22 protein-coding genes and 2 pseudogenes are annotated in these 21,926 nt (G+C 73.1%); 10 read left to right on the top strand and 14 right to left on the bottom strand.

The annotated features are described in order from the left end of the window. The first annotated feature begins 21 nt into the window (after positions 1-21). Together AQJ58_RS16520 and AQJ58_RS16515 are read left to right on the top strand one after the other, a co-directional pair. Positions 22-891, top strand: a complete 870-nt coding sequence (locus AQJ58_RS16520) for an esterase/lipase family protein (protein ID WP_067250759.1) — start codon at positions 22-24, stop codon at positions 889-891. A 203-nt stretch (positions 892-1,094) separates the two neighbouring features. Beyond that, on the top strand, positions 1,095-1,544 hold the full coding sequence (locus tag AQJ58_RS16515) for a GNAT family N-acetyltransferase (RefSeq protein WP_067250757.1): 450 nt from the start codon (positions 1,095-1,097) through the stop codon (positions 1,542-1,544). Positions 1,545-1,560: 16 nt separating this feature from the next. Here the strand turns inward: AQJ58_RS16515 and AQJ58_RS45360 are convergent, their stop codons facing one another. Then, entirely contained in the window at positions 1,561-1,695 is a 135-nt protein-coding gene (locus AQJ58_RS45360) for a hypothetical protein (RefSeq protein WP_107122061.1), read from the bottom strand. 159 nt (positions 1,696-1,854) lie between these two features. On the opposite strand from AQJ58_RS45360, the gene AQJ58_RS16510 reads away from it, so the two are divergent. Continuing rightward, entirely contained in the window at positions 1,855-2,448 is a 594-nt protein-coding gene (locus tag AQJ58_RS16510; RefSeq protein ID WP_067250754.1) for a class I SAM-dependent methyltransferase, read from the top strand. 45 nt (positions 2,449-2,493) lie between these two features. On the opposite strand, the gene AQJ58_RS16505 is transcribed toward AQJ58_RS16510, so the two are convergent. Next, positions 2,494-3,006, bottom strand: coding sequence for a ribonuclease FAU-1 family protein (locus tag AQJ58_RS16505; protein WP_067250751.1), 513 nt, complete (start codon positions 3,004-3,006; stop codon positions 2,494-2,496). Continuing rightward, the gene (locus AQJ58_RS16500; protein WP_067250748.1) at positions 2,987-3,916 is read right to left on the bottom strand and encodes a GNAT family N-acetyltransferase; all 930 of its coding nucleotides are present in this window, start codon (positions 3,914-3,916) and stop codon (positions 2,987-2,989) included. The genes AQJ58_RS16505 and AQJ58_RS16500 overlap by 20 nt, the downstream gene beginning before the upstream one ends. A 73-nt stretch (positions 3,917-3,989) precedes the next feature. On the opposite strand from AQJ58_RS16500, the gene AQJ58_RS16495 reads away from it, so the two are divergent. Then, entirely contained in the window at positions 3,990-4,358 is a 369-nt protein-coding gene (locus AQJ58_RS16495; RefSeq protein WP_067250746.1) for a GntR family transcriptional regulator, read from the top strand. Positions 4,359-4,366: 8 nt separating this feature from the next. On the opposite strand, the gene AQJ58_RS16490 is transcribed toward AQJ58_RS16495, so the two are convergent. Further along, positions 4,367-5,143: a DUF72 domain-containing protein gene (locus AQJ58_RS16490; protein ID WP_067250744.1), complete on the bottom strand. Its 777-nt coding sequence runs from the start codon at positions 5,141-5,143 to the stop codon at positions 4,367-4,369. 16 nt (positions 5,144-5,159) lie between these two features. Continuing rightward, entirely contained in the window at positions 5,160-6,254 is a 1,095-nt protein-coding gene (locus AQJ58_RS16485) for a DUF5925 domain-containing protein (protein ID WP_067250952.1), read from the bottom strand. Between the two features lie 203 nt (positions 6,255-6,457). Here AQJ58_RS16485 and AQJ58_RS16480 point away from each other — a divergent pair, with 203 nt between their 5' ends. Next, positions 6,458-7,264: an SGNH/GDSL hydrolase family protein gene (locus tag AQJ58_RS16480; RefSeq protein ID WP_067250741.1), complete on the top strand. Its 807-nt coding sequence runs from the start codon at positions 6,458-6,460 to the stop codon at positions 7,262-7,264. Here the strand turns inward: AQJ58_RS16480 and AQJ58_RS16475 are convergent, their stop codons facing one another. From AQJ58_RS16475 to AQJ58_RS16460, 4 genes are all read right to left on the bottom strand, one after another. Next, on the bottom strand, positions 7,265-8,860 hold the full coding sequence (locus AQJ58_RS16475) for a serine/threonine-protein kinase (RefSeq protein WP_067250950.1): 1,596 nt from the start codon (positions 8,858-8,860) through the stop codon (positions 7,265-7,267). Positions 8,861-8,920: 60 nt separating this feature from the next. Then, positions 8,921-10,672, bottom strand: coding sequence for a sulfite exporter TauE/SafE family protein (locus AQJ58_RS16470; RefSeq protein WP_067250739.1), 1,752 nt, complete (start codon positions 10,670-10,672; stop codon positions 8,921-8,923). Next, positions 10,669-12,252: a tetratricopeptide repeat protein gene (locus AQJ58_RS16465; RefSeq protein ID WP_107122060.1), complete on the bottom strand. Its 1,584-nt coding sequence runs from the start codon at positions 12,250-12,252 to the stop codon at positions 10,669-10,671. Before AQJ58_RS16465 ends, AQJ58_RS16470 begins: the two co-directional genes overlap by 4 nt. A gap of 184 nt (positions 12,253-12,436) precedes the next feature. Then, positions 12,437-13,960, bottom strand: a complete 1,524-nt coding sequence (locus AQJ58_RS16460) for a DUF4331 domain-containing protein (protein ID WP_199844597.1) — start codon at positions 13,958-13,960, stop codon at positions 12,437-12,439. A gap of 212 nt (positions 13,961-14,172) precedes the next feature. Between AQJ58_RS16460 and AQJ58_RS16455 the strand changes: the two genes are divergently transcribed. The 3 genes from AQJ58_RS16455 (at position 14,173) to AQJ58_RS16445 (ending at position 15,923) form a co-directional block, all read left to right on the top strand. Next, positions 14,173-14,715 (top strand): sigma-70 family RNA polymerase sigma factor, encoded by a 543-nt coding sequence (locus AQJ58_RS16455; protein ID WP_067250736.1) that lies wholly within the window; start codon positions 14,173-14,175, stop codon positions 14,713-14,715. Beyond that, on the top strand, positions 14,712-15,533 hold the full coding sequence (locus AQJ58_RS16450) for an anti-sigma factor (RefSeq protein WP_067250733.1): 822 nt from the start codon (positions 14,712-14,714) through the stop codon (positions 15,531-15,533). The genes AQJ58_RS16455 and AQJ58_RS16450 overlap by 4 nt, the downstream gene beginning before the upstream one ends. 126 nt (positions 15,534-15,659) lie before the next feature. Next, complete coding sequence (locus AQJ58_RS16445; protein WP_079078963.1) at positions 15,660-15,923, top strand: hypothetical protein; 264 nt, start codon at positions 15,660-15,662, stop codon at positions 15,921-15,923. A gap of 9 nt (positions 15,924-15,932) precedes the next feature. Here AQJ58_RS16445 and AQJ58_RS44430 read toward each other — a convergent pair. The 5 genes and pseudogenes from AQJ58_RS44430 to hmgA all read right to left on the bottom strand — a co-directional run. Next, positions 15,933-16,137, bottom strand: a pseudogene (locus AQJ58_RS44430) (CoA transferase); the annotation flags it as partial. A 6-nt stretch (positions 16,138-16,143) separates the two neighbouring features. After that, positions 16,144-16,507: pseudogene (locus AQJ58_RS45875) on the bottom strand (ABC transporter permease); the annotation flags it as partial. Between the two features lie 41 nt (positions 16,508-16,548). Beyond that, positions 16,549-17,700, bottom strand: coding sequence for a type ISP restriction/modification enzyme (locus AQJ58_RS16440; RefSeq protein ID WP_067250729.1), 1,152 nt, complete (start codon positions 17,698-17,700; stop codon positions 16,549-16,551). Positions 17,701-17,712: 12 nt separating this feature from the next. Then, positions 17,713-18,474, bottom strand: a complete 762-nt coding sequence (locus AQJ58_RS16435) for a GntR family transcriptional regulator (protein WP_067250726.1) — start codon at positions 18,472-18,474, stop codon at positions 17,713-17,715. After that, positions 18,471-19,832, bottom strand: a complete 1,362-nt coding sequence (gene hmgA / locus AQJ58_RS16430) for a homogentisate 1,2-dioxygenase (protein WP_067250723.1) — start codon at positions 19,830-19,832, stop codon at positions 18,471-18,473. Before hmgA ends, AQJ58_RS16435 begins: the two co-directional genes overlap by 4 nt. Positions 19,833-20,039: 207 nt before the next feature. On the opposite strand from hmgA, the gene AQJ58_RS16425 reads away from it, so the two are divergent. Together AQJ58_RS16425 and AQJ58_RS16420 are read left to right on the top strand one after the other, a co-directional pair. Then, a complete protein-coding gene (locus tag AQJ58_RS16425) occupies positions 20,040-20,564 on the top strand; it encodes a hypothetical protein (protein WP_067250720.1) in 525 nt (174 codons plus the stop codon). Positions 20,565-20,683: 119 nt separating this feature from the next. Further along, on the top strand, positions 20,684-21,301 hold the full coding sequence (locus tag AQJ58_RS16420; protein WP_067250717.1) for a TetR/AcrR family transcriptional regulator: 618 nt from the start codon (positions 20,684-20,686) through the stop codon (positions 21,299-21,301). The last annotated feature ends 625 nt before the right edge of the window (positions 21,302-21,926 follow it).

The raw sequence follows: 21,926 nt of genomic DNA, 5'->3' as shown, positions 1-21,926 counted from the left end.
GAGCCGCAAGGAGATCCCCCGATGCTGCCCTGGAAGCGACTGCTCAGACCCCTCACCGCACTACTGCTGGCAGCCGCGGCCGCCACGGTCCCCGCCTCCGCCGCCCACGCCTCCCCCACCGCCGCGACCTCGTCGAGCGGCTGGAACGACTACAGCTGCAAGCCCTCCGCCGCCCACCCCCGCCCCGTCGTCCTGGTCCACGGAACCCTCGGGAACTCGGTCGACAACTGGCTGTCCCTCGCCCCCTACCTGGAGGACCGGGGCTACTGCGTCTACTCCCTCGACTACGGCCGGCTGCCGGGCGTCCCGGTCTTCCACGGCCTCGGCCCCATCGACAAGTCGGCCGAACAGCTCTCCGCCTTCGTCGACAAGGTGCTCTCCGCGACCGGCGCCGCCAAGGCCGACCTCGTCGGCCACTCCCAGGGCGGCATGATGCCCCGTTACTACCTGAAGTTCCTCGGCGGGGCGGCCAAGGTGAACGCCCTGGTCGGCCTCGCCCCCGACAACCACGGCGCCAGCCTCAGCGGGCTCACCCACCTGCTGCCCTACTTCCCCGGCGCCGAGGACCTCATCTCCGCCGCCACCCCCGGCCTCGCCGACCAGATCCCCGGCTCGGCCTTCCTCGCCAAGCTCAACACCGGCGGCGACACCGTCCCCGGCGTCCACTACACGGTCATCGCCACCCAGTACGACGAGGTGGCGACCCCCTGGCGCAGCCAGTACCTCAGCGGATCCGACGTGAACAACGTCCTGCTGCAGGACCTGTGCCCGCTCGACCTCTCCGAGCACGTGGCGATCGGCCTGTTCGACAGGATCGCCTTCCACGAGGTGGCCAACGCGCTCGACCCGGCCCGCGCCACCCCCACCACCTGCGCGTCCGCCCTGAGCTGACCCGAAAGGCCCCCCGGCGGGGCCTGTCCGGCCTGAGCCGCCGGTCAGGCCCCGCCGGTTCGATCAGCCGGAGGGGAAACCGGTGCCGATGGGTGCCGGAACCAACCAACCGTAGAAAACGCCTGCCGAGCGAGGCCTGCGGCGATCTTTAGGGCTGCCTTAAGGGAGCGCTGAGCCGCAGCTCAGGTAGCTACCGTGGGCGTATGACGAGCGAGGACATCCGGCCCGCCACGGCGGCCGACGTGACGGCCGTGAAGGCGGTCACCGACGCGGCGTACACGCCCTACATCGAGCGCATCGGCCTCGTGCCGCTGCCCATGCGGGCGGACCACGCGGCCGAGGTCGCCGCGGGAAAGGTGTTCGTGACCGGGGACCCCGTGGTGGGCCTGGTGGTCGTCGAGGCGTTCCCCGACCACCTGTTCCTCGACAGCATCGCCGTCCACCCCGACGCCCACGGCAGGGGCGTCGGGCGGCGGCTGCTGCACTTCGTGGACGCCCACGCGCGGGCGCTCGGCCTGGCCGAGGTCAGGCTCTACACGAACGCGCTGATGTGGGAGAACCAGAAGATCTACCCGAGGTACGGCTACGAGCTGGTGGGGCGGCGTGTCGACGGCGGTTACGACCGGCTCCACTACCGCAAACGGCTCGGCTGAGGGCCGCACGGCCCTCTCACCCGTCCGGCCACCAGGTGCGCGCGATGTCCTTTCGCACCTCGGGGCGCCCGGCGGGGCGCTCGTCCGCCTCTTCCCGGATCCGGCGGGATTCCGTCTTCCTCAGGGGCTTGTGCACAGTAGTGCGGCGCATGGCTGCCTCCTTCAGAGCTACCGAGTGCCGTGATCCCACGGAGGTAGACCCTTTCCGGGAGGGTTCCTCATCGAACCTCGCTCTGTCAGTGGCGGGTGTCACGATTCGAGTGTCAGTGGCGGGTGTCACTTCGGGGCACACGGGTGGAAAGGTGACGAAATGACTGCGGTGCGTGTCGACTGGGACGCGGAGGCGGCGGGCTTCGACGAGGAACCGGACCACGGACTGCGGGACCCCGAGGTCCGGGCCGCCTGGGCCGAGCGGCTGCGCGGCTGGCTCCCGGGCCGCGCCGGTGACGTCCTCGACCTCGGCTGCGGCACGGGGAGCCTCGCGCTCCTCGCCGCCGAACAGGGACACCGCGTCACCGGGGTCGACCTGTCCGCGCCGATGATCGAGCGGGCCCGCGCCAAACTCGCCGGCCGTGACGCGGTGTTCCTCCTCGGTGACGCTGCGGAGCCCCCGGTCGGCGACCGACGCTTCGACACCGTGCTCGTCCGGCATGTGCTGTGGGCGCTGCCCGACCCCGCCGGTGTCCTGCGGCACTGGCGGGACCTGCTGCGGCCCGGCGGGCGGCTCGTCCTGGTGGAGGGCGTCTGGGGGACGGTCACCCCGGTCGGCATACCGGCGGACCGCCTCACCGCCCTCCTCTCCCCGCTCGCCGGGCACACCCGCCTGGAGCGGCTCTCGGACGACCCGCGCCTGTGGGGCGGACCGGTGCAGGACGAGCGGTACGCGGTGGTGGCGACGGTCTGACGGCCGCCCCGGTGCGCCGGACGGTCCCCGGCCCCGCGCCGGGAGTCAGTGCCGCAATGCCGTGAAGAAGCCGCCCTCGCGGGCCAGCGACTCCAGTTCGTCGAGGGCGGCCACGGCGGCCGCGGCCGCCTCGGGATCGGTCCGGGACAGACCGCTCTGCGCGAACTCGTCCTCGTCCAGCCGCCGTACGTCGGTGCCGTCGGCGGAGCGCCACAGGTCCAGGTCGAGGTCCTCCACGACCAGCTCGCCCCGCTCCTCGCCGGAGAACACGGCGGGGCGCGTGACATCGCAGTACCAGCCCTTCAGGGCACCGGACGCGGCCCGCACCTCCTTCACCGCGTACCACCGGTCCCGCCAGTAGTACTCGGTGAAGACGTCACCCGCCTCGAACCGGACGAAGCCGAAGTCCCGCGCCGCGTCCCCGGCCCAGGGGGCGCGGACGGCGATGCGCGTGCCGTCGTCCGACAGCAGTTCCGCCGCGTAACGGATCTTCGTACGGCCGCCCTTGACCAGGACGACCTCCACCGGGCGGGCCGGGTCAGCCGACTGTGCGGACATGACGCACCTCCGTCGCGCACCTCTCGTATCCGAACCACTTGTTGATCGCCAGCATCGGCCCGTTGTCCGCGTCGTTGCCGGTGTACGCCTCCGTGTACCCCGCGGCGCGGGCGCGGTGCAGGGAGTGGTTCTTGACGAGCTTGGCCAGGCCCCGGCCGCGCCGGTCGCGGACGGTGCCGGTCATGCCCGTGCCGTAGCGGCCGACGCCGTCGGTGTGGGCCACGCTGAAGGCGACGGGCCGCCCGTCGGCGACGGCGACCGAGGTCAGCTCCCGGTCGAGGTGGGGATGGTTCCAGTTCTCCGCGACCCAGGCCTCGTAGTCGGTGAACTCGACCTCGATGTCGCCCGGTTCGTCGGCCGCGACGGCCGCGTCGAGCGCGAACAGCGGACGCGGGTCGTCCGCGAAGTCGGCCGCCGTGCGCAGTTCGACGCCCGGCGGAGGGTCCGTCAGCGGCGGCAGCGCGGCGTTCGCCAGATCCAGGCGCAGGAAGTGCGCGGAGCGGCTCGGCCGGTAACCGTGGCGCTCGGCGAAGGCCCGGTTGCCGGGCTCGTCCAGGACCCAGGCGTACAGGTCGGTCGCCCCGTGCGCCGCCAGATGTTCCTCGGCGGTCCGCACCAGCAGGGCGCCCGCGCCCCGGCCGGTGCGCGCCGGGTCCACGTACACATTGAGGAAGCCCTGGCCGGGCACCGGGCTCTCATGGGCGAGGCCCACCTGAGCGGTCCCGATGATCTCGCCGTCCTCCTCGGCGACCAGCTTGAGGGCGTGGGCGCCGGGGTGCACGAGGGAGAGGGCGTGCCGCAGGGACTGCGGGCTGAAGAACACATAGGGCAGGGCCGCGTGCCGGACCCGGACGAAGCCTTCGATCTCGGCAGCTGCGTCGGGGCGCAGTTCGCGCACGATGACGGTCATGTGAGCGCACGCTACGGGCGGCTGAAAGGCTCGCGCCTCCCATTTTCCGCCCGGTCTGGGGGAGAATCGGGCCGTGACCTTGAAGATCCACATCGATGAGAGCGCCGCGCCGTACGCGCAGGTGCGGGCGCAGATCGCCGAGCAGGCCCGGTCCGGAGCGCTCCCGGTGGGGTACCGGCTGCCCACCGTGCGGGGGCTCGCCGAGTCGCTGGGGCTCGCGGCGAACACCGTGGCCAAGGCGTACCGGGCGCTGGAGACGGACGGGGTGATCGAGACCCGGGGGCGCAACGGGACCTTCGTGGCCGCGGCGGGCTCGGCGGCGGAGCGTGAGGCCGCGCTCGCCGCGCAGGGCTACGCCGAGCGGGTGGTGCGGCTCGGGCTGACCGAGGAGCAGGCGTCGGCCGCGGTGCGGGACGCCCTGCGCGCGGCCTATCGGGGCTGACGGACGGGTCACCGTGAGCGGGTGGCCAGTGCCCGGGGGGTACGGGTCACCGGCAGGCCCGCCCGCAGCGCCGTTCTGCCGAACAGCGCCGCGTCGCCCACCGCCGCGCCGCCCGGGTCGTTGTTGAAGTAGGCGTACACGTCGTCGCGGTCGGACCAGGTCGTCGCGATGCGGTCGATCCAGCTCTCCAGGGCGTGCTGGCCGTAGCGGGGCCAGGGGCTGGCGCGGCCCTCGTGGAAGCGGACGTAGCCCCAGCCGGCGGTCCGCCACAGCGGTGTGGCCGGCCGGGACTGCACGTCGGCCCAGCACAGGGCCGCGCCCCGGGCCCGCAGGACCTCGCGGACCGGCGGGATCCACCAGGACGGGTGCCGCGGCTCGACCGCCACCCGGGTGCCGGCGGGGAAACGGGACAGACAGGCGTCCAGCAGCTCGGGATCGGCGCGCAGGGTCGGCGGCAGCTGGAGCAGCACGGGACCCAGCCGGGCGCCGAGGCCGGCCGCGTGGTCCATCAGCCGGTGCACCGGCTCCGCCGGGTCGCGCAGCCGCTTGATGTGGGTCAGAAAGCGGCTCGCCTTGACCGCGACCACGAAGTCCGGCGGGACGCGGTCGGCCCAGGACCGGAAGGTGTCCCGGGACGGCAGCCGGTAGAAGGCGTTGTTGATCTCGACGGTGGCGAAATGCTCGGCGTACTCCTCCAGCCACCGGCGCACGGGCACGTCGGCCGGGTACAGGACCTCACGCCAGTCCTTGTACTGCCAGCCGGACGTGCCGACGTACAGGGTCATACCTCCATCAAAGCACCTACAGGTAGAGCCCCGCGTCCGAGCGGCCCCTGGGCTCCGGCAGCGCGGTCGGGGACGTGCCCCGCCGCAGCGCGTACAGCTCCGCCAGGGTCGCCCCCTCGCGGCCGATCCCCTCCTCGGTGCCCAGCCAGCCGACCGCCTCCGGGCGGGTCAGCGGGCCGACCTCGATCCGGGCGAGACAGCGGCCCGGGCGGACCACGGCCGGGTGGAGACGCTCCAGGTCCTCGTTGGTGGTGACACCCACCAGCACGTTGCGGCCCTGGCCGAGCAGGCCGTCGGTGAGGTTGAGCAGCCGGGACAGCGCCTGGCCGGCCGTGTGCTTGGCCTCGCCGCGGATCAGTTCGTCGCAGTCCTCCAGCAGGAGCAGGCGCCAGCGGCCCTTGCCCGCCGTGTCCTCCTCGCCGATCGCGATGTCCATCAGATAGCCCACGTCGGAGAAGAGCCGCTCGGGGTCCAGGACGCAGTCCACCTGGCACCAGTCCCGCCAGGACCGGGCCAGTGTGCGCAGCGCCGAGGTCTTGCCGGTGCCGGGCGGGCCGTGCAGCAGGAGCAGCCGGCCGGCGATGTCGTCCGGGGTGGTCGCCATCAGCCGGTCCATGGCCTCGGCGACGGGAGCCGTGTAGTTGGGGCGGATCTCCTCCCAGGTACCGGCGGAGATCTGACGGGTGGTGCGGTGCGGGCCGCGCCGCGGGGAGACGTACCAGAAGCCCATCGTCACGTTCTCCGGCTGGGGTTCGGGCTCGTCCGCCGCGCCGTCGGTGGCCTCGTCGAGGACGGTGGAGGCGAGTTCGGCGCTGGTCGCGGTGACCGTGACGTCGGCGCCGCGGTTCCAGCGGGAGACCAGCAGCGTCCAGCCGTCGCCCTCGGCGAGGGTCGCGCTGCGGTCGTCGTCGCGGGCCACGCGCAGCACACGGGCCTGCGGCGGCAGCAGGGTCGCGCCGGAGCGTACGCGGTCGATGTTCACCGCGTGCGAGTACGGCTGCTCGCCCGTCGCGAAGCGCCCGAGGAGCAGCGCGTCGACGACATCGGACGGGGAGTCGGAGTCGTCGACGGTGAGCCGGATCGGCAGAGCGTCGTGTGGGTGCGCGGACATGCTCGCCATGATCCGGCACGGGGCCGCCTCGTGCACCCGGTTTGCGGGCTGCGGGCGGTGTGTCGCGATGCGCGGAAGCCGGGGAATGCGCCCGCGCGCCAGCGGCGGTGAAGCGCGCCCGAAAAGTCTTGGCATGGACACTTCCCGTCAACACGCGTAGTTGGTACGAACGTTGTGGCAGAGATCCTGCTAAGGGAGGTTCCATGAGACATTCCCGACTTGTCGTACTCCTGAGCTCATTCCTCCTCGCCGGCGCCGCCGCCCTCACCGGGGCCAGTGCCGCCCACGCGTCCCAACTCGCCGCGAGCGGGGGCTATGTGGCGCTCGGCGACTCCTACTCCTCCGGAGTCGGCGCGGGCAGCTACATCGGCTCCAGCGGCAGCTGCAAGCGCAGCACCAAGGCCTACCCGTACCTCTGGAACGCCGCCCACTCGCCGTCGTCGTTCACCTTCGCCGCCTGCTCGGGCGCCCGAACGGATGAAGTTCTGGCCCATCAGCTCGGCGGCCTCACCTCCTCGACCGGCCTCGTCTCGATCAGCGTCGGCGGCAACGACGCCGGCTTCGCCGATGTCATGACGACCTGCGTCACCAGCTCCGACAGCACCTGCGTCAGCCGCATCAACACCGCACGGGCGTACGTCGACTCGACCCTGCCCGGCAAGCTCGACGCCGTCTACTCGGCCATCCGCTCCAAGGCCCCGGCCGCCGAGGTCGTCGTCCTCGGCTACCCCCGCTTCTACCGGCTCGGCACGGTCTGCCTCGGCCTGTCCGAGACCAAGCGCTCCGCCATCAACAACGCGGCCGACTACCTCGACGCCGCCGTCGCCCGCCGCGCCACCGCGCACGGCTTCACCTTCGGGGACGTGCGGACGACGTTCAGCGGCCACGAGATCTGCTCCGGCAGCTCCTGGCTGCACAGCCTCAACCTGCTCGACATCGGAGAGTCCTACCACCCGACCGCCTCCGGCCAGTCGGGCGGCTACCTGCCGGTACTGAACAGCGCGGCCTGATCACTCACTGGGCGAGGCAGAGGGCGAGGGGGAGGCCCCGTCCGTCGGGGTCTCCGTCTCGCAGGTGACCGAGAACGGCACGTACGCGGACGTCTGCTTCACCGGATCGCTCACCTCGACCCGGATCGCGTTCTCGTACGTCCCGCTCTCCGCGAACGTCGAGAGCACCACCTTGTCCTGCTTCGACTTCCCGCCGCCCGAGGGGAAGTCGAGCGTCTTCCAGGTCTGGCCGGACAGGTCGCCGTCCTTCGCCACCCACCGGTACGTCACCGTGGCGGGCAGCCGCCCCACGGTGATCGTGGCCGTGAAGGCCGGCGCGGAGCCGTTCGGCGGGGGACAGGAACCGCGGTAGTCCGTGTTCGCGCCGGTGACCGAGACCGCGACCGTCTGCTGCGGCGCGGCGGACGAGGCGCTCGGACTCGGGCTCGGCGCATCGCTCGACGCCTCGCTGCTCCGGTGCGGGGAGGGGGTGGAACTCAGCCCCTGCGTCTGGCCGCCGGTGGCCGCCCCGCTGCCGCCCTTGTCGTCGTTGCCCCGGTTCAGCAGACCGTACGTCAGCCCGGCGACCGCGAGCGCCAGCACCACCACGCCGACGACGAACACCGTGCGGTTGCGCCCCCGTTCCTCCCGGCCCGCCCCGGTGTCCGCCCACGACGGGGCGGGCGGCGGCGGCTCCTGGCGGTAGGGCTCGACCGGGGTCGGCGGCGTCGAGACGGTCGGCGCGTAGGGCGCGTACGGCACCGAGCGGAGGGTGCCGGGGCGCGGGCTGCCCCCCGCCGCGACGAGCCGCAGATCCTGCTCGGCCTGCGCGGCAGGCAGCCGCTCCGCCGGGTCCTTGCGCAGCAGCCCCTCGATCACGGGCGCCAGCGGACCGGCCCGCCGCGGCGGCGGCAGCTCCTCGTCGACGATCGCGCGCAGGGTGCTCAGCGGGGTGTCGTGCCGGAACGGAGAGTTCCCCTCGACCGCCGCGTACAGCAGCACGCCCAGCGACCACAGGTCCGACTCCGGCCCCGGCGTGCGCCCCAGTGCGCGCTCCGGCGCGAGGAACTCGGGGGAGCCGATGACCTCGCCGGTCATGGTCAGCGCGGAGGTGCCCTCGACGGTCGCGATACCGAAGTCCGTGAGCACCACCCGGCCGTCGTTCGACATCAGCACATTGGCCGGTTTCACATCGCGGTGCAGCACCCCGGCCTCGTGCGCGGCCCGCAGCGCGGACAGCACCTCCGCGCCGATGTGCGCCGCGCGCGCCGGCTCCAGCGGGCCCTCGGCGTCCAGCAGCTCGGCCAGCGAGATCCCGCGCACGATCTCCATGACGATCCACGGGCGCCCGTCCTGCACGGCCACGTCGTACACCGTGACGACGTTCCGGTTGGCGACCCGGGCCGCGGCCCAGGCCTCCCGCTCCAGACGGGCGTACATCCGCTCGACGTCCGAGGCCGCCAGCCCCGCCGGGGCGCGCACCTCCTTGACGGCGACCTCACGGTGCAGCACCTCGTCATGGGCCCGCCACACCGTCCCCATGCCGCCCTCGCCGAGCGGGGTCAGCAGACGGTAGCGGCCCGCGATCAGACGTTCACTGCCCGGTTCTTCGGACACGGCGTCCCCCATTCGCACATCGCATCCGGGCGAAATCCTCCGCAACCCCACAAACGTAGCTCAGCCGAGTACGGATGCGGCCCCCTTGAGCACCAGTCCGGCCCCGAGCGCCACGACGAGCAGCGCGGACCAGACGGGCAGATTGCGGTGGACCAGCGTCAGCACCGGGTGGGTCGTCCAGCGCGGCTGCCGGTCCAGCAGGCGGGTCGCCCCGGCCCCCAGCCTGACCACGGCGAACCCGGCGGCCGTCAGCGTCAGTGCGAGGCCGACGCCGTACGCGATGACGAGCAGCAGCCCGAACCACGCCTGCCCCAGCGCCGCGGCGCCGACCAGCACCACCACGGCGGAGGGGCTGGGGACCATGCCGCCGGCGAAACCGAGCAGGATCGTGCCGCGCAGGGTGGGGGCGACCTCGTGGGTGTGGGTGTGCCCGCCGTGGGTGTGCGTGTGACCGCCGTGCGCGTGGCTGTGGCTGTGGCCGTGCGCGTGGTCGTGCTGGTGGTCGTGGTCGTGGTCGTGGTCGTGCGTGTGTTCCGCGTGGTGGTGGTCGTGTTCGTGCTGGTGGTCGTGGTGCGCGGGGGCCTTCTCCGTGAGGCTGTGCGCGCGGGCGGCGGGGGCGCCGGCGAGGGCGAGCTCGCGGTCGGGGGCGGGGGCGTGGTCGTGCGGACCGCCGTGGCTGTGGTCATGGCTGTGGTCAGGGCCGTGGCCGTGCGCGTGGCCGCCGTCGGGGCCGTGGCTGTGGGTGTGGCCGCCGTGGCTGTGCCCGTGCCCCGGTCCCCGGTTGCGCCAGGCGCGGCGGGCGAGGGTGACGCCCGCGCAGAGCACCAGGGCGCCGCTCGCCAGACCCAGCCAGGCGATCACCGAGGGGGCCGCCGCCGAACCGGCGGTGACGAGCAGGCCGAGGGCGACGACGCCGAGGGTGTGGGTGATGGTGACCGACGCGGCCAGCGGCAGGACGTCCTTCATCCGGGCCTTGCCGCCGCGGGCGGCCGCCGTCGCGGCCATGATGGTCTTGCCGTGGCCCGGGGCGACCGCGTGCATCGCGCCGAGGACGACGGCGATCACCAGCGCCAGCGCGGCGAAGCCGACGGTGAGGTCCTGGCGGGCGACGAGGTTGTCCAGGGCGCGGGTCCAGCGGTCGGCGCCCCGGGGCAGGACGGACGCGGCGGGCGCGTCCCGGTCGTCGTCCGCGGCCAGTGCCGGGCCGCCGGGGCGTACCGTCAGCGCGGCGGTCGCGGTGTCGGCGGGCGAGGAGAGCAGCTCCTTGGGGTAGGTGGTCAGCTCCTCCGACACCGACGTCCGCGGTACGTCGGACCCGGTCAGCGTCATCCGGTCCCCGCGCGCGGTGATCTCGCGCCAGCCGGGGCCGGTCGAGGCGCCCTCGCTGTGGAAGGCGAGGGAGAACGTCCGCTTCTGGGGCAGCTCCGCGGTAAGCCGGCACTCCACCCGGAGGGTGTTCAGTCCGGCCTGGCCCGGCCGCAGCACCGCTTTGCTGCGGCCGGCCGTGAGGGGGACGGCCTCGCCGTCGACGGTGAGCCTGCTGCCGCTCGCGGCGCTCTCGCACCGCTGCCGGGCCCACTCGGTGGTGCCGAGCCGCTTCAGATCGGGCTTGGCCTGGGTCGCCGGGATCTCGGCGAGGTCCTCGACATGCTCGACGCGCAGCTGTCCGGGCGCGGCGACGAGACCGTCGTAGCGGTTGACGGTGAAGTTGCCGAGGGGGTGCGCGCTCGCGCTGGTGGAAGGAGCCAGCGCGAGCGCGACGCCGGCCGTGAACACGGCCGCGCAGGAGGCGAACAGACGACGGGTCCTCACTTGTCCGCCTCCAGCGTCTTGAGCGCGGTACGGGCCTCGCGGGCGCCCAGCGGGGAGAAGCCGGGGTTCAGCTTCAGCGCGGCGGCGAGATGGGTACGGGCGTCGTCGGGGTGAGCGGTGGCCTTCTCGATCACCCCGCGGTGGTAGAGGAAGCTCGCGTTGCGGTAGCCGGTGGCCGTGGCCTGCCGGGCGAAGGCGAGGGCTTCGGCGTCCTTGCCGTTGACGTGCAGGGCCCAGGCCAGGGCGTCCGCCGTGTGCACGGTGTGCCGGCGGGACCAGTCGTCGCGGGCCGCGCGCAGGGCGGTCGCCCGGTCCCCGTGGTCGGCGGCGGCGAGCGCGGTGTCGAGGTCGACGTTGACGCCGTTGGCGCGGGCGATCGCCGTCCAGGCGTCGACCAGGGCGTACTGGTTCTGTGCCTTCTCCTTGTCGCCCTGCGCGCCCCGGGCCTCGTACAGCTCGCCGAGGGCGACGAGCGGGCCGGGCAGCGGGTAACGGGCGACGACGGTCTCCAGCCCCTTGATCGCCTCGGCGCGCTGTCCGCTCGCGGCCTGGGCGCGGGCCCGGCCCTCCAGCGCGGGGAGGTAGGTGTCGTCGGCGGCGAGGGCGCGGGCGTAGTAGGTGAGGGCCTCCTCGTAGCGGCCCTGGTTCCAGGCGAGCTGGCCGAGCTGGGCGGCCACGTAGGAGATGTCGCCGGGGGTGGTGGACGCGGAGAGCGCCCGTTCGAGGACGCGACGGGCGGTGGTGACGTCGCCGCGGAGTTCGTGGACGTACGCGTAGCGGGTGAACACCGGTACGCCGGGGCGCCGTTGGTCCGCGAGGTTCGCGGCCTGCCCGGCGTCGTCGTAGCGGCCGAGTTCCACGAGGGCGTCGATACGGGAGCACAGGGCGCGTTCGCTGTAGGGGTTCTCCTTCAGCGCCTTGTCGGCGTACGTCAGCGCGCCCGCGAAGTCGTGGCGGGCGGCGGCCAGCGCGGCCCGGCCGGCCAGCGCCGCGTCGTTGTCCTTCTTCAGGGACAGCGAGCGCTTCAGCGCCTGTTCGGCCTGGGGGTAGCGGGAGGGGTCGCCCTTGGTGCGGGCCTGCTCGACGTAGGCGAGTCCGAGGGTGGCCCAGCTGCCGTAGTCCTTGGGCTGGGCGCGCAGATGGGTCTGGAGCGCGGCGATGGCGGCGTCGAGGTTCCCGCTCGCGAGGAGGCCGGGGGACACGGCGGCGGCGGTGGCCACGTGGGGGGCCCGACCGTCCCGCACGGCACCGATCGCGACCGCACCCGCCGTCAGTCCCACCGCCATCATGGCCGCGCAGGCGCAGAGTTGCACCCGCCGCCACCGCCGGCCGGCGGCACCGACCCGCCGCACGGCGGCCACCCGCTCGTCGACCACGTCGGCCTCGGTGCCGGTGCCGTCACCCGGGCCGGCATCGGATGCGGTACGGCCATCGGTTCCGGCGTCGGCGGTGGCGGCACTGGAGGGGACGTCGGCGGCGGTCGCGCCCCGGTCGATGTCGACCTCGGCGGCGTCCTCGGACGTGGGTCCGGATTCCGGCCGCTCGTGCTCCGGTTCGCCGTCGTTCGTACGCGGGGACATGCCCTCTCCTAGATCGCCTGGGGTGGATCGGCCTGCGGGTGTGGGGGGAGTGGGGGGAGGGGGTGGCGCGGCCCGCGCCGTGGGGGATGAGTACGCGGGCCGCGCCAGTTCGTGGGGGGAGTGGGGCGGGCCGGGGAGCGCAGGATTCTCCGCGGCCCGCCGGGCGAGGGGTCCGGCCGGTGCCTCAGTGGCGGCGGTAGGACGGACGCTGCATCCGGCGCCACCACATCAGCGCACCGCCGATGAGGAGGATGCCCGCGGCGCCGGCGCCCGCGGACGCGGCGATCAGCGGGGTGTTCTGCGAGGTGGTGGTGAGACCGTCACCGAGGGCGCTCTTGGTGTCGGCGCCGCTCTTGGCGGTCTTGCCGCGCGAACCGGCGGTCGGCAGGGCGATGTAGGGGAAGTAGTTCTCGAACCGCTTGTCGTTCTTGTCGACCGCGTCACCGAGGTCGTTCTTGGAACCGACCAGCTCACCCTCGACGACCTGGAGCGAGGCGTCGATCACGTCGTCGGTGAGGCGGCGGCCGTTCGGGAAGCCCGCGTTGTCGCCGTCGAGCACACCGAGCCGCTTGGGGGCCTTCGCCGGCGGGATCGAGGTGTTCAGGCGCAGCTCCTCCGACGGCGTCACGTACGGCGGCTGGTTGAGCCCCTTGACGCCCTTGAGGAACACGTCGACCAGGTCGTTGCGCGGCTCGGCCGGAGCCTTGATCTTGAAGATCGCCTCGATGAGCTTGGGCAGCTCGGGGTTGGTGACGTTCTTCAGGAACTGGCCGTCGTCCTTGGGCTTGGACGCGTTGAACTTGTCCTTGTCCTTGATGGGGTTGACGACCTCGTTGACCAGCGGGCTGCCGAGGCGCGAGACCTGCTCGTAGTAGCCCTGCGCGTTCTCGCGCTGGATCGTCGACCACATGCCGACGATCGGCTGGTGCTTCGACTCGGTGATCAGGTCGGTCGGCACCTGGAGGGCGATGGTGTTGACGTTGTAGCCCTTGAGGGTGTCCCGGCCGACCTCGGAGAGGTCACCGCCGTACAGCAGGTCGAAGACGCGCAGGTCGGCGAAGAACGGGTCGTCGGCCTGTCCGGCGAACGTCTTGGCGCCGTTGGACAGCTTGTAGATCGCCTGGTCGCGCAGCTTGGAGTACTTCGGCATCGAGGCCTTGCCCACGTTGGACGGCGCCACCGGCACGTCGTCCGCGAGCTTGGTCTCGTGCTCGACCCTGCCGTTCTTCTCCTTGATCAGGGTCAGGTCGTACGTCTGGGTGACGTTCAGGTCGGGGTCGTACAGGCTGTCGACCACACCGGTGTTGTAGAGGAAGGACTTCCGGTTCTTCACGTTCGTCTTGAACGTGTAGCGGAAGACCAGGTCCTCCTTCGCGTCGCCGTTGTTGTCGATGCGCAGGTCGTACTGCGCGTCCTCGGCGAACTGGTAGAAGTTCGGGCCGCCACCGGGCTCCTCGAACGGGATCACGTTCGCGATGATCGTCGTGGTGTCCGGGTGGTCCGGGCTGACGAACGCGTAGAAGTCGGTGTTGTCGTACTGCGGGGTCCCCGAGATGAGGGGAGCCTCGCGGTGGCTGGAGGCGTTCGCCGTTCCGGGAGCCAGAACGGCCACGCCGGCGGCGGTGAGCCCCCCGGCGGCGAGCGCCCCACAAATGAGAGTCGCGACGCCCTTGCGCCCCGAGCCGCTGTTGGAGATACCTGCAGTCATGCCGTCCTGCCGTCCGTCCTCTGTGCCAACTTGCCTGACGGACAGTGATACGGACCGGAGGGCCGATCGGATTGGTCGAAAACAAAAAACTTTTTTTCGCTGCCCGACCCGCGTTTCGGGCGCTCGGATCCGTATCCCAGACGGAGGTGTGTCCGTTGCGAGTGCCTGGTGTGACGGGACGGCCCGGGTGCGGCCGTGGAGAGGGGGACCGGATGGAGGCGGACGAGCTGATGGTGCTCGTCGCTGGCGGGGATCACCGGGCATTCGAGCAGTTGTACGGTCTGGTGTCCGGGCCGGTGTTCGGTCTGGTGCGCCGGGTCGTGCGGGACCCCGCCCAGTCCGAGGAGGTCGCGCAGGAGGTGCTCCTGGAGGCCTGGCGCTCCGCCGCCCGCTACGACCCCGGCCGGGGCAGCGCCCTGTCCTGGATCCTCACCCTGGCCCACCGGCGCGCCGTCGACCGGGTGCGCAGCGCCCGTGCCGCCTCCGACCGCGAGCAGCGCGAGGGCCGGCGCTACCACGACCCGGCCTTCGACCAGGTGGCGGAGGAGGTCGAGGCGGGCCTGGAGCGCCAGTTGGTGCGGCGCTGCCTGGGCCGGCTGACCAATCTCCAGCGGCAGTCGGTCACCCTCGCCTACTACGACGGCTACACGTACCGTGAGGTCGCCGACCGGCTGAAGCTGCCGCTCGGCACGGTCAAGACCCGGATGCGCGACGGACTCACGCGGCTGAGGGACTGTCTGGGAGGCGCCGCGTGAGTGTGTTCGGAAAACTGTTCGGCCGGGGTGACCTGCACTCGCTGGCCGCGCCCTATGCCCTGGACGCCCTGGAGCCGGACGAGCGCCGCCGCTTCGAGAGGCATCTCGACAAGTGCGACCACTGCGCCGCCGAGGTGCGGGCGCTGGCCGAGGACGCCGTCCGGCTGGCCTGGTCCCAGTCGGCGCCGCCGCCGGCCGCGATGCGTGACCGGGTGCTGGCCGCCGCCCGCGCCACCCCGCAGGAGCCCGGGCGTACGCCGGCGCGTGCGTACGAGCCCCAACTGCCCCCACACGTCTGGGGCACGCGGCCGGCACCGGGACGCTCCCGTGCGCCTCGCGCGCGCCGACCGGTGTTCGTGCCGTTCGCCACGGCCACCGCCGCCGCGGCGCTCGTCGTCGCCTCGCTCTTCGGGGTGCAGGCGAACCGCACCCAGGACCAGCTGAACGCCGAGCGCGCCCAGGCACGTGACATCGCCCACGTTCTCGCAGCTCCGGACGCCCGGGCGAACACCGGCACGGACGCCAAGGGCCGCAGTATCGGAGTAATCGCTTCCGCATCCGAGGGGGAGGCGATCATCACCTTGAGCGGATACGGGCAGCCGGCCGGCGGGCGGGTGCACCAGCTCTGGCTCATGCGCCCCCGTGTGCAACCGCGCTCCCTGGGGCTCTTCGAGGGCGACACGCCCTTGGTCGCGACCGGTCTCGACAAGACCGCCACATCACTCGCTGTGACGGTGGAACCCGACGGGGGCTCAGCGCAGCCCACCAGCCAGCCCATTGTCCAACTCACCCTGAAATCGGTCGGATTCGGAGAGTGATCGAAAAGGGTACGTCAACCCCCTTGCGGGGAAGGTGAATCCTGAGAGCTCGATACACGCGTGCCCGGACGGAGCGATAGGGTTACCCTGCCCGGGCCGGGTGGACTCGTACGGGTGGGGAGTGACATGGAACAGATAACGATGCCCAGCAGGGCGAGGGTCCCTGCGATCACCTGCGGGAGCAGCGCGACCAAAGCGCGGCTCGACCGCCATCTCTCGGTGCTGGCGGGTCCCGCCATACCGCAACGGGAGACGGTCGAGGCGACCTCGCTCATGCTCGAACTGACCGCACGCGAACCCGCTCACGCACGCAACAGGACGGCCCGCGTCTCGCTGTTCGCACCCCTGCGACGGCTGCGCCGCTCCCTGTTCGGCGGACACAGGCACTGAGACCCGCGCTCAGCGGACCACACCGTCCCGGCACGGCGCTGCGATCTCCTCGTCCGTCATCCCCGCGGCACGCAGCAGCGTTTCGGTGTGCTCCCCGAGCGCGGGCACGTCCCCCCATCCCCGCCTCCGACCCGCCCGGCAGTGTGATCGGAGGCAGTGGCACGGCACCCCCCGACGGCCCGCCCGGCGATCCCACTCCCCGCCGCCGCTCCCGGGTCGGTCAGACGCGGGGGTGCGCGTAGCGCCGTACGGCGAGCGGTGCGCACACCGCGAGCAGTACCGCGCACCAGAGCAGCGACCCGGCGACCGGATGCGCCACCGGCCAGGCGGCGCCCTCCGGCACGGGCGCGCCGCCGAGCTGACCGGCCGCCTCCTCGCTGCGCGGGAGCAGTCGAGGAAGATCCCGGCCCAGGTGCACGCGAACCGCAGGTGCACGCGAACCGGAAACAGCAGCACGCGCCGGCCGACCGCCGGTGGACGTCCTGCGCCGCCTGGAACACCCCGGTCATGACCCCGCTGGCGGCGGTCGCCACCAGCAGGCCCGGCACCAGGTAGGAGCAGTACGCGGCCCCCGGCATCGCCAGTCATGCCGTGCGGGTTCGGTCGCGGGGGGCCGCCCTCGACCTCACAGCAGCGCGAACTGCCCCTCGGGGCCCTCCTCCTGATGGTCCAGCACGGAGGCGGGGCGCCGGGCGGAGTCCGGCACCGGCAGCACTCCGGCCGCCCGCAGCTCCCCGGCCGTGACCTGATCCGTCACCGTCATCTCCCGCCGTTTGGCGTGCACTTCGGCGAGCAGCGCCAACACCGTGATCAGTTCCAGGAGTTCGGACGTCCACGTCTGCTGCCAGACCGCCGGACGGATCGCCGCCAGCGTGCCCGGCCCGGCGCTCTCGCCGGTCCGGGCCGTGAACCACCGCTCCAGCACCCGGACCCCCGCGCCGGTCTCGAAGTCCCAGGCCTCCGGCGGGACCGGCGAGATCCGGCCTTCGTCGAGACGGAGGGTCTCCTCCTCACGGTCGTAGAGGAGGGTCAGCGGCCGGGCCGGGAGCGGGGCGCGGACGTAGGGGCGGCGGCCGCCGGGCAGCTTGGGGCGCTCGCCGTCGCGGCGCAGCAGCCACAGCACCCGCCGGCCCGCCTCGACACCCCGGGCCCACACGTCGGGGTCCCGGGGGAGCGGGACGGTGAGATCGGGGCGGACCGCCGTCAGGGTCCAGGCCAGGAAGTCCACCGGATCGGGGGAGTGGCCCAGGTGGTCGAGGAGCCGGGGCGTCAGATTCGGCTCCCTGCCGCCCGGGCGCCGGTACAGCGGACGCACCCGGCCGGGCCGGAGCAGCGGCAGCAGGGAGGTGGCGAGGAGCGGGGCCGTCGGCAGATCGGGGGTCTCCACCACGAACACCTGCCGTTCGTCCGCCACCCGCCACAGTTCCGGGCGGGCCGCGTCGATCAGCCGGTGGTCGGGGATCAGCCACTGCTCGTCGAACGGGGCGGCCAGCACCCGCACGGGCTCCGCGCAGGGGCCGGACGCCCGGACGAGGCGTTCGGTGCCGCCGTCACCGCCGGGGAGCCGGCCGACCGCGGTGTGCAGGGTGCGCGCGCGGGTCGGCTCGAACAGGGCCTCGCGCTCCGGGCCCTGGGCCGTCATCAGGGTTTCCCAGCGGGCCTTCAGGGAAGCCGGGTCGGCGGCCGTCGGCCACCCCCGGCCGAGCCGCGGCGGTGCGACGGACCACGGCATGAGGTCCGCCAGCCGCGGAGCGTCGTCGTGCGTCACGCTGGGCATGGTACGGGGTGCTCAGGCCGTGTCGAGGGTCGCGTCGAGGGTGACCGTGAAGGAGAAACGGTCCCCCCGGTAGTGGATGACCGCCGTGTCGAGGACCCGCCCGTCGCCGTCGTAGGTGACGCCCGTGTAGTGCAGGATCGGGCTCAACAGGGGTACCTGGAGCAGCCGGGCGGTCTCCGGGTCCGCGAGCCGGGCCTCCACGGTGTCGGTGATACGGGCGATGTCCGCGCCCACGACGTCCCTGAGCACCTTGGTCATCGGCCAGCGCGCCAGGTCGTCCGGGTCGATCCGGGCGGCCACCTCGGGACGGACGTAGTTGCGGGCGTGGTTGGTGGGTTCGCCCGTCGTCTCGTCGCCGCGCAGCCGGTGGTACGTCGCCACCTCGGCCAGGTCCGGGAAGTGCTCGGCGAGTTCGGCCGGCACCGGGCCGCGTCCGTGCGCGAGGAGCCGGGTCGCCATGCCGGACTGCTGGGCCACGATCGCGTCGACCGAGCCCAGCAGCCGCACCGGCGCGCCCCGCCGCACGTCCGGCTCGATGAACGTGCCGCGCCGCCGGTGCCGGGTGATCAGCCCCTCGTCCTCCAGTTCCTTCAGCGCCTGCCGCATGGTCAGCACGCTCACCCCGTAGTGCTCGGCCAGCCGCTCCTCGGTGGGCAGCCGCAGCGGGTCGCGGGGCGAGCGGCCGAGTATCGAGGCGCGCAGCGACTGCGACACCTGGTACCAGAGCGGCAGTTTGCGGTTGAGGACGATCGAGTCCGGGGCGAAGGAGGTCACGGGCCATCCGTACCGGTCGGCTCGGGCCGGTGCAAGGGGCGGAAGTGACGTTCGAGGCCGTCCCACACGTCGTCGTAGCGCTGCTGCCGATGGTCCGCGCCGGACGCGTGCGGGGTGAGGGTGAGCGGCCACCGTGTCTCGAACATGAACGCGAGGCCGTCGTCGACCCGCTGCGGACGCAGCTCGGCGGCGCTCGCCCGGTCGAAGGTCTCCCGGTCCGGGCCGTGCGCCGACATCATGTTGTGCAGCGAGCCGCCGCCCGGCACGAAGCCGCCTTTTCCGGCCGTCTTCGCGTCGTACGCGCCCTCGATCAGCCCCATGTACTCGCTCATCACGTTCCGGTGGAAGTACGGCGGCCGGAAGGTGTCCTCGCCCACCAGCCAGCGCGGCGCGAACACCACGAAGTCGACCCCGGCCAGCCCCGGGGTGTCCGACGGGGACGTGAGCACCGTGAAGATCGACGGGTCCGGATGGTCGTACGAGATGGTGCCGATGACGTTGAAACGGCGCAGGTCGTAGACGTACGGGACGTGGTTGCCGTGCCAGGCGACCACGTCGAGCGGCGAGTGGTCGTACGTCGCGCTCCACAGGTTGCCGCAGAACTTGTTCACCACCTCCACCGGGCCCTCGACGTCCTCGTACGCGGCGACGGGCGCGCGGAAGTCGCGCGCGTTGGCCAGTCCGTTGGCGCCGATCGGGCCGAGGTCGGGGAGGTGGAAGGGGGCGCCGTAGTTCTCGCAGACGTAACCGCGCGCGGAGGCGTCGAGGAGTTCCACGCGAAAGCGCACCCCGCGCGGGATCAGCGCCACGTCGCCCGGCTCGGCGTGCAGCAGTCCGAACTCGGTGCGCAGCAGCAGCCCGCCCCGCTCGGGCACGATCAGCAGCTCCCCGTCGGAGTCGCCGAAGACGCGGTCCATGGAGGCGTTGGCGTGGTACAGGTGCACGGCCATGCCGGTGCGCTGGGCGGCGTCGCCGTTGCCGCCGAGGGTCCACAGCCCGGCGAGGAAGTCGGTGCCGTCGGCCGGCGCGGGCAGCGGGTCCCAGCGCAGCCGGTTGGGGTCGGGGACCGTCTCGGTGAACGGCCCGGTGCGCAGGTCACCGTTGTCGGAGCGGGTGAAGCGCGGGTGCGCGGCCGAGGGGCGGATCCGGTACAGCCAGGAGCGGCGGTTGCGGGCGCGCGGCTCGGTGAAGGCCGTACCGCTGAGCTGTTCCGCGTACAGGCCGAGCGGGGCGCGCTGCGGTGAGTTCCGGCCCTCGGGGAGAGCGCCCGGCACCGCCTCGGAGGCGTGCTCGTTGCCGAACCCCGAGAGGTAGGACAGTCCCTCGGCGATCTTGCGTGCGTCGTCCCCGCTGGTCATCGTCGCTCCCTTGCGTGGCGGTTCCTGGCGTGCCGGTTCCCGGCGTGGCGGTTCCTTGCCCGGGCCGATTCCTCTGCATCACCGTAGGATTGCGTTTTCGGGGACGCAAGAGGTCCGTCGCTCCTCCTCACTGAGGACGATCACACCCGGCCAGAACCAGACCCCAGGGGGATCCGCGTGTCGGACAGGTGCTCTAATCTCCCGGGCATGTCGTGGAAGCGCGCAGCCGTCGTCGCGCTCACGCTCTGTGTCCTGCCGCTGGCCGGAGCCGTGGGCTGCGGGTCCGGTGATGCCCGGGAACGGGGCACCGTGGTGTCGCCCTCGCCCGTCGGCAAGGTCCTGGACGACACGGACGACGACGGGCGCCACTACCGCGAGGTGGACAAGAAGGGGGCGCCCCGGGTGGGCGTCGAGGTCCAGCCCGACAGCGACGGCAGCTGGGACGTCCGGCTGCGGCTGACCGACTTCCGCCTCTCGCCGTCCGGCGCGCGGGCCGGGGCGGTCACCGGCCGTGGCACCGCCCGGCTCTTCGTCGACGACCAGCCCGTGGCCGAGCTGCGCACCCCGGCCTACCGCATCCCGGCCGGTTACCTCCCGCACGGCACCCACCAGGTGACCGCGCGGCTGTACGCCGACGACGGCACGGTCTGGGCCGTCGACGGGAAGCCCGTGGAGAGCACGGCCGACATCACGGTCTCGGAGCCCTCGCCGGCCCCCTCCGGGTCCCCGTGAGCACGGGTGAGCGCAGGCTTGAGCCACGCCGGCCGCACCGTGTGTGCACCACGACCGCACCGGCCACCTTTCTCCGTACCGAGGGGCGAGGTTCCACCGGGCCCCGTCGGAAAGGCATCATGAAGTCCGTGCCCCAAGCGACATCGCTCCGTCGTGCGCCGGTCCAGCGGCGCAGTGCCGAACGGCTGACCAGGATCCTGGACGCCTGCGCCGACCTGCTGGACGAGGTCGGCTACGACGCCCTGAGCACGCGTGCCGTCGCCCAGCGCGCCGGCGTGCCCATCGGCTCCGTCTACCGCTTCTTCGGCAACAAGCGGCAGATGGCCGACGCCCTCGCCCAGCGCAACCTGGAGCGCTGGTCCGAGCGGGTCACCGAGCGGTTGCAGGGGGCCCGGCACGGTGACTGGCGGGCCGCGATGGACGCCGTGCTCGACGAGTACCTGGCCATGAAGCGCACCGCGCCCGGTTTCTCCCTCGTCGACTTCGGCAACCAGATCCCGGTCGGCGTCCGCCACGCGGAACCCAACCACCGTGTCGCCGACCGCCTCGCCGACCTCCTCTCCGCCTACCTCGACCGCACCCCCGACGACGACCTGCGCCGCACCTTCCTCATCGCCGTCGAAACCGCCGACACCCTGGTCCAGCTGGCCTTCCGCGTGGACCCGGAGGGCGACGCGAAGGTGATCGCGGAGATGCGCGAACTGCTGCGGGCGTATGTGGGCCGCGTACTGGACTGACCCACCTCGGCACCGAGCACCTTGCACGCGCCGCGCCGCGCCGCGCCGCGCCGGGCCTGCGGGCCTGTGCGGCCGCTGCGCCCTGGCGGCCCGTGACGTGCCGGCCCGTGACGTGCTGGGCCGACCTGTACCGCGCTGACCCGTGCCGCCGCGCCGTTCCGCCCGAGCTGTGCCAGGCCGTGCCGCGTTGCGTTGGGCCGTGCCGCCGCCCGATCCAGCCATGCCGCGCTGGCCCGAGCCGTCCTGGGCGATGCCGTCACTGGGCTGTGCCAGGCCGGGCCGAGCCCGCCCAGCGCCACGCCACCCCGCCGGGCCGAGCCCGGGCGTCGGGCCGGCCCGGCCCGCACCGGGCTGTGTCGGCAGTGCAGCCGCTGGATCGAGCCGCGCCGCGCCGGCCCGAGCTGTCCAGGGCGATGCGCCGCAGGGCCCTGCCGGGCTGTGCCGCCGCCAGCCGGGGCCAAGCCGGGCCGTGCCGCCGCCGTGCCGTGTTGCCGCCGCGCCGGGCCCAGCCCCCACCGGGCCTGGTCGGGCGCAGCCCCCACCGGGCCTGGTCGGGCGCAGCCCCCACCGTGCCGGTCGGGGCGGCCCTACCGTGTCCGGGCCGGCCCCCACCGTGCCGGGCCGC

Origin of the sequence: Streptomyces sp. DSM 15324, assembly GCF_001514285.1 — a bacterium.
GTDB lineage: Bacteria > Actinomycetota > Actinomycetes > Streptomycetales > Streptomycetaceae > Streptomyces.
The sequence above is the reverse complement of the archived record's forward strand: the minus strand, read 5'-3'. Positions and strand labels throughout refer to the sequence as shown.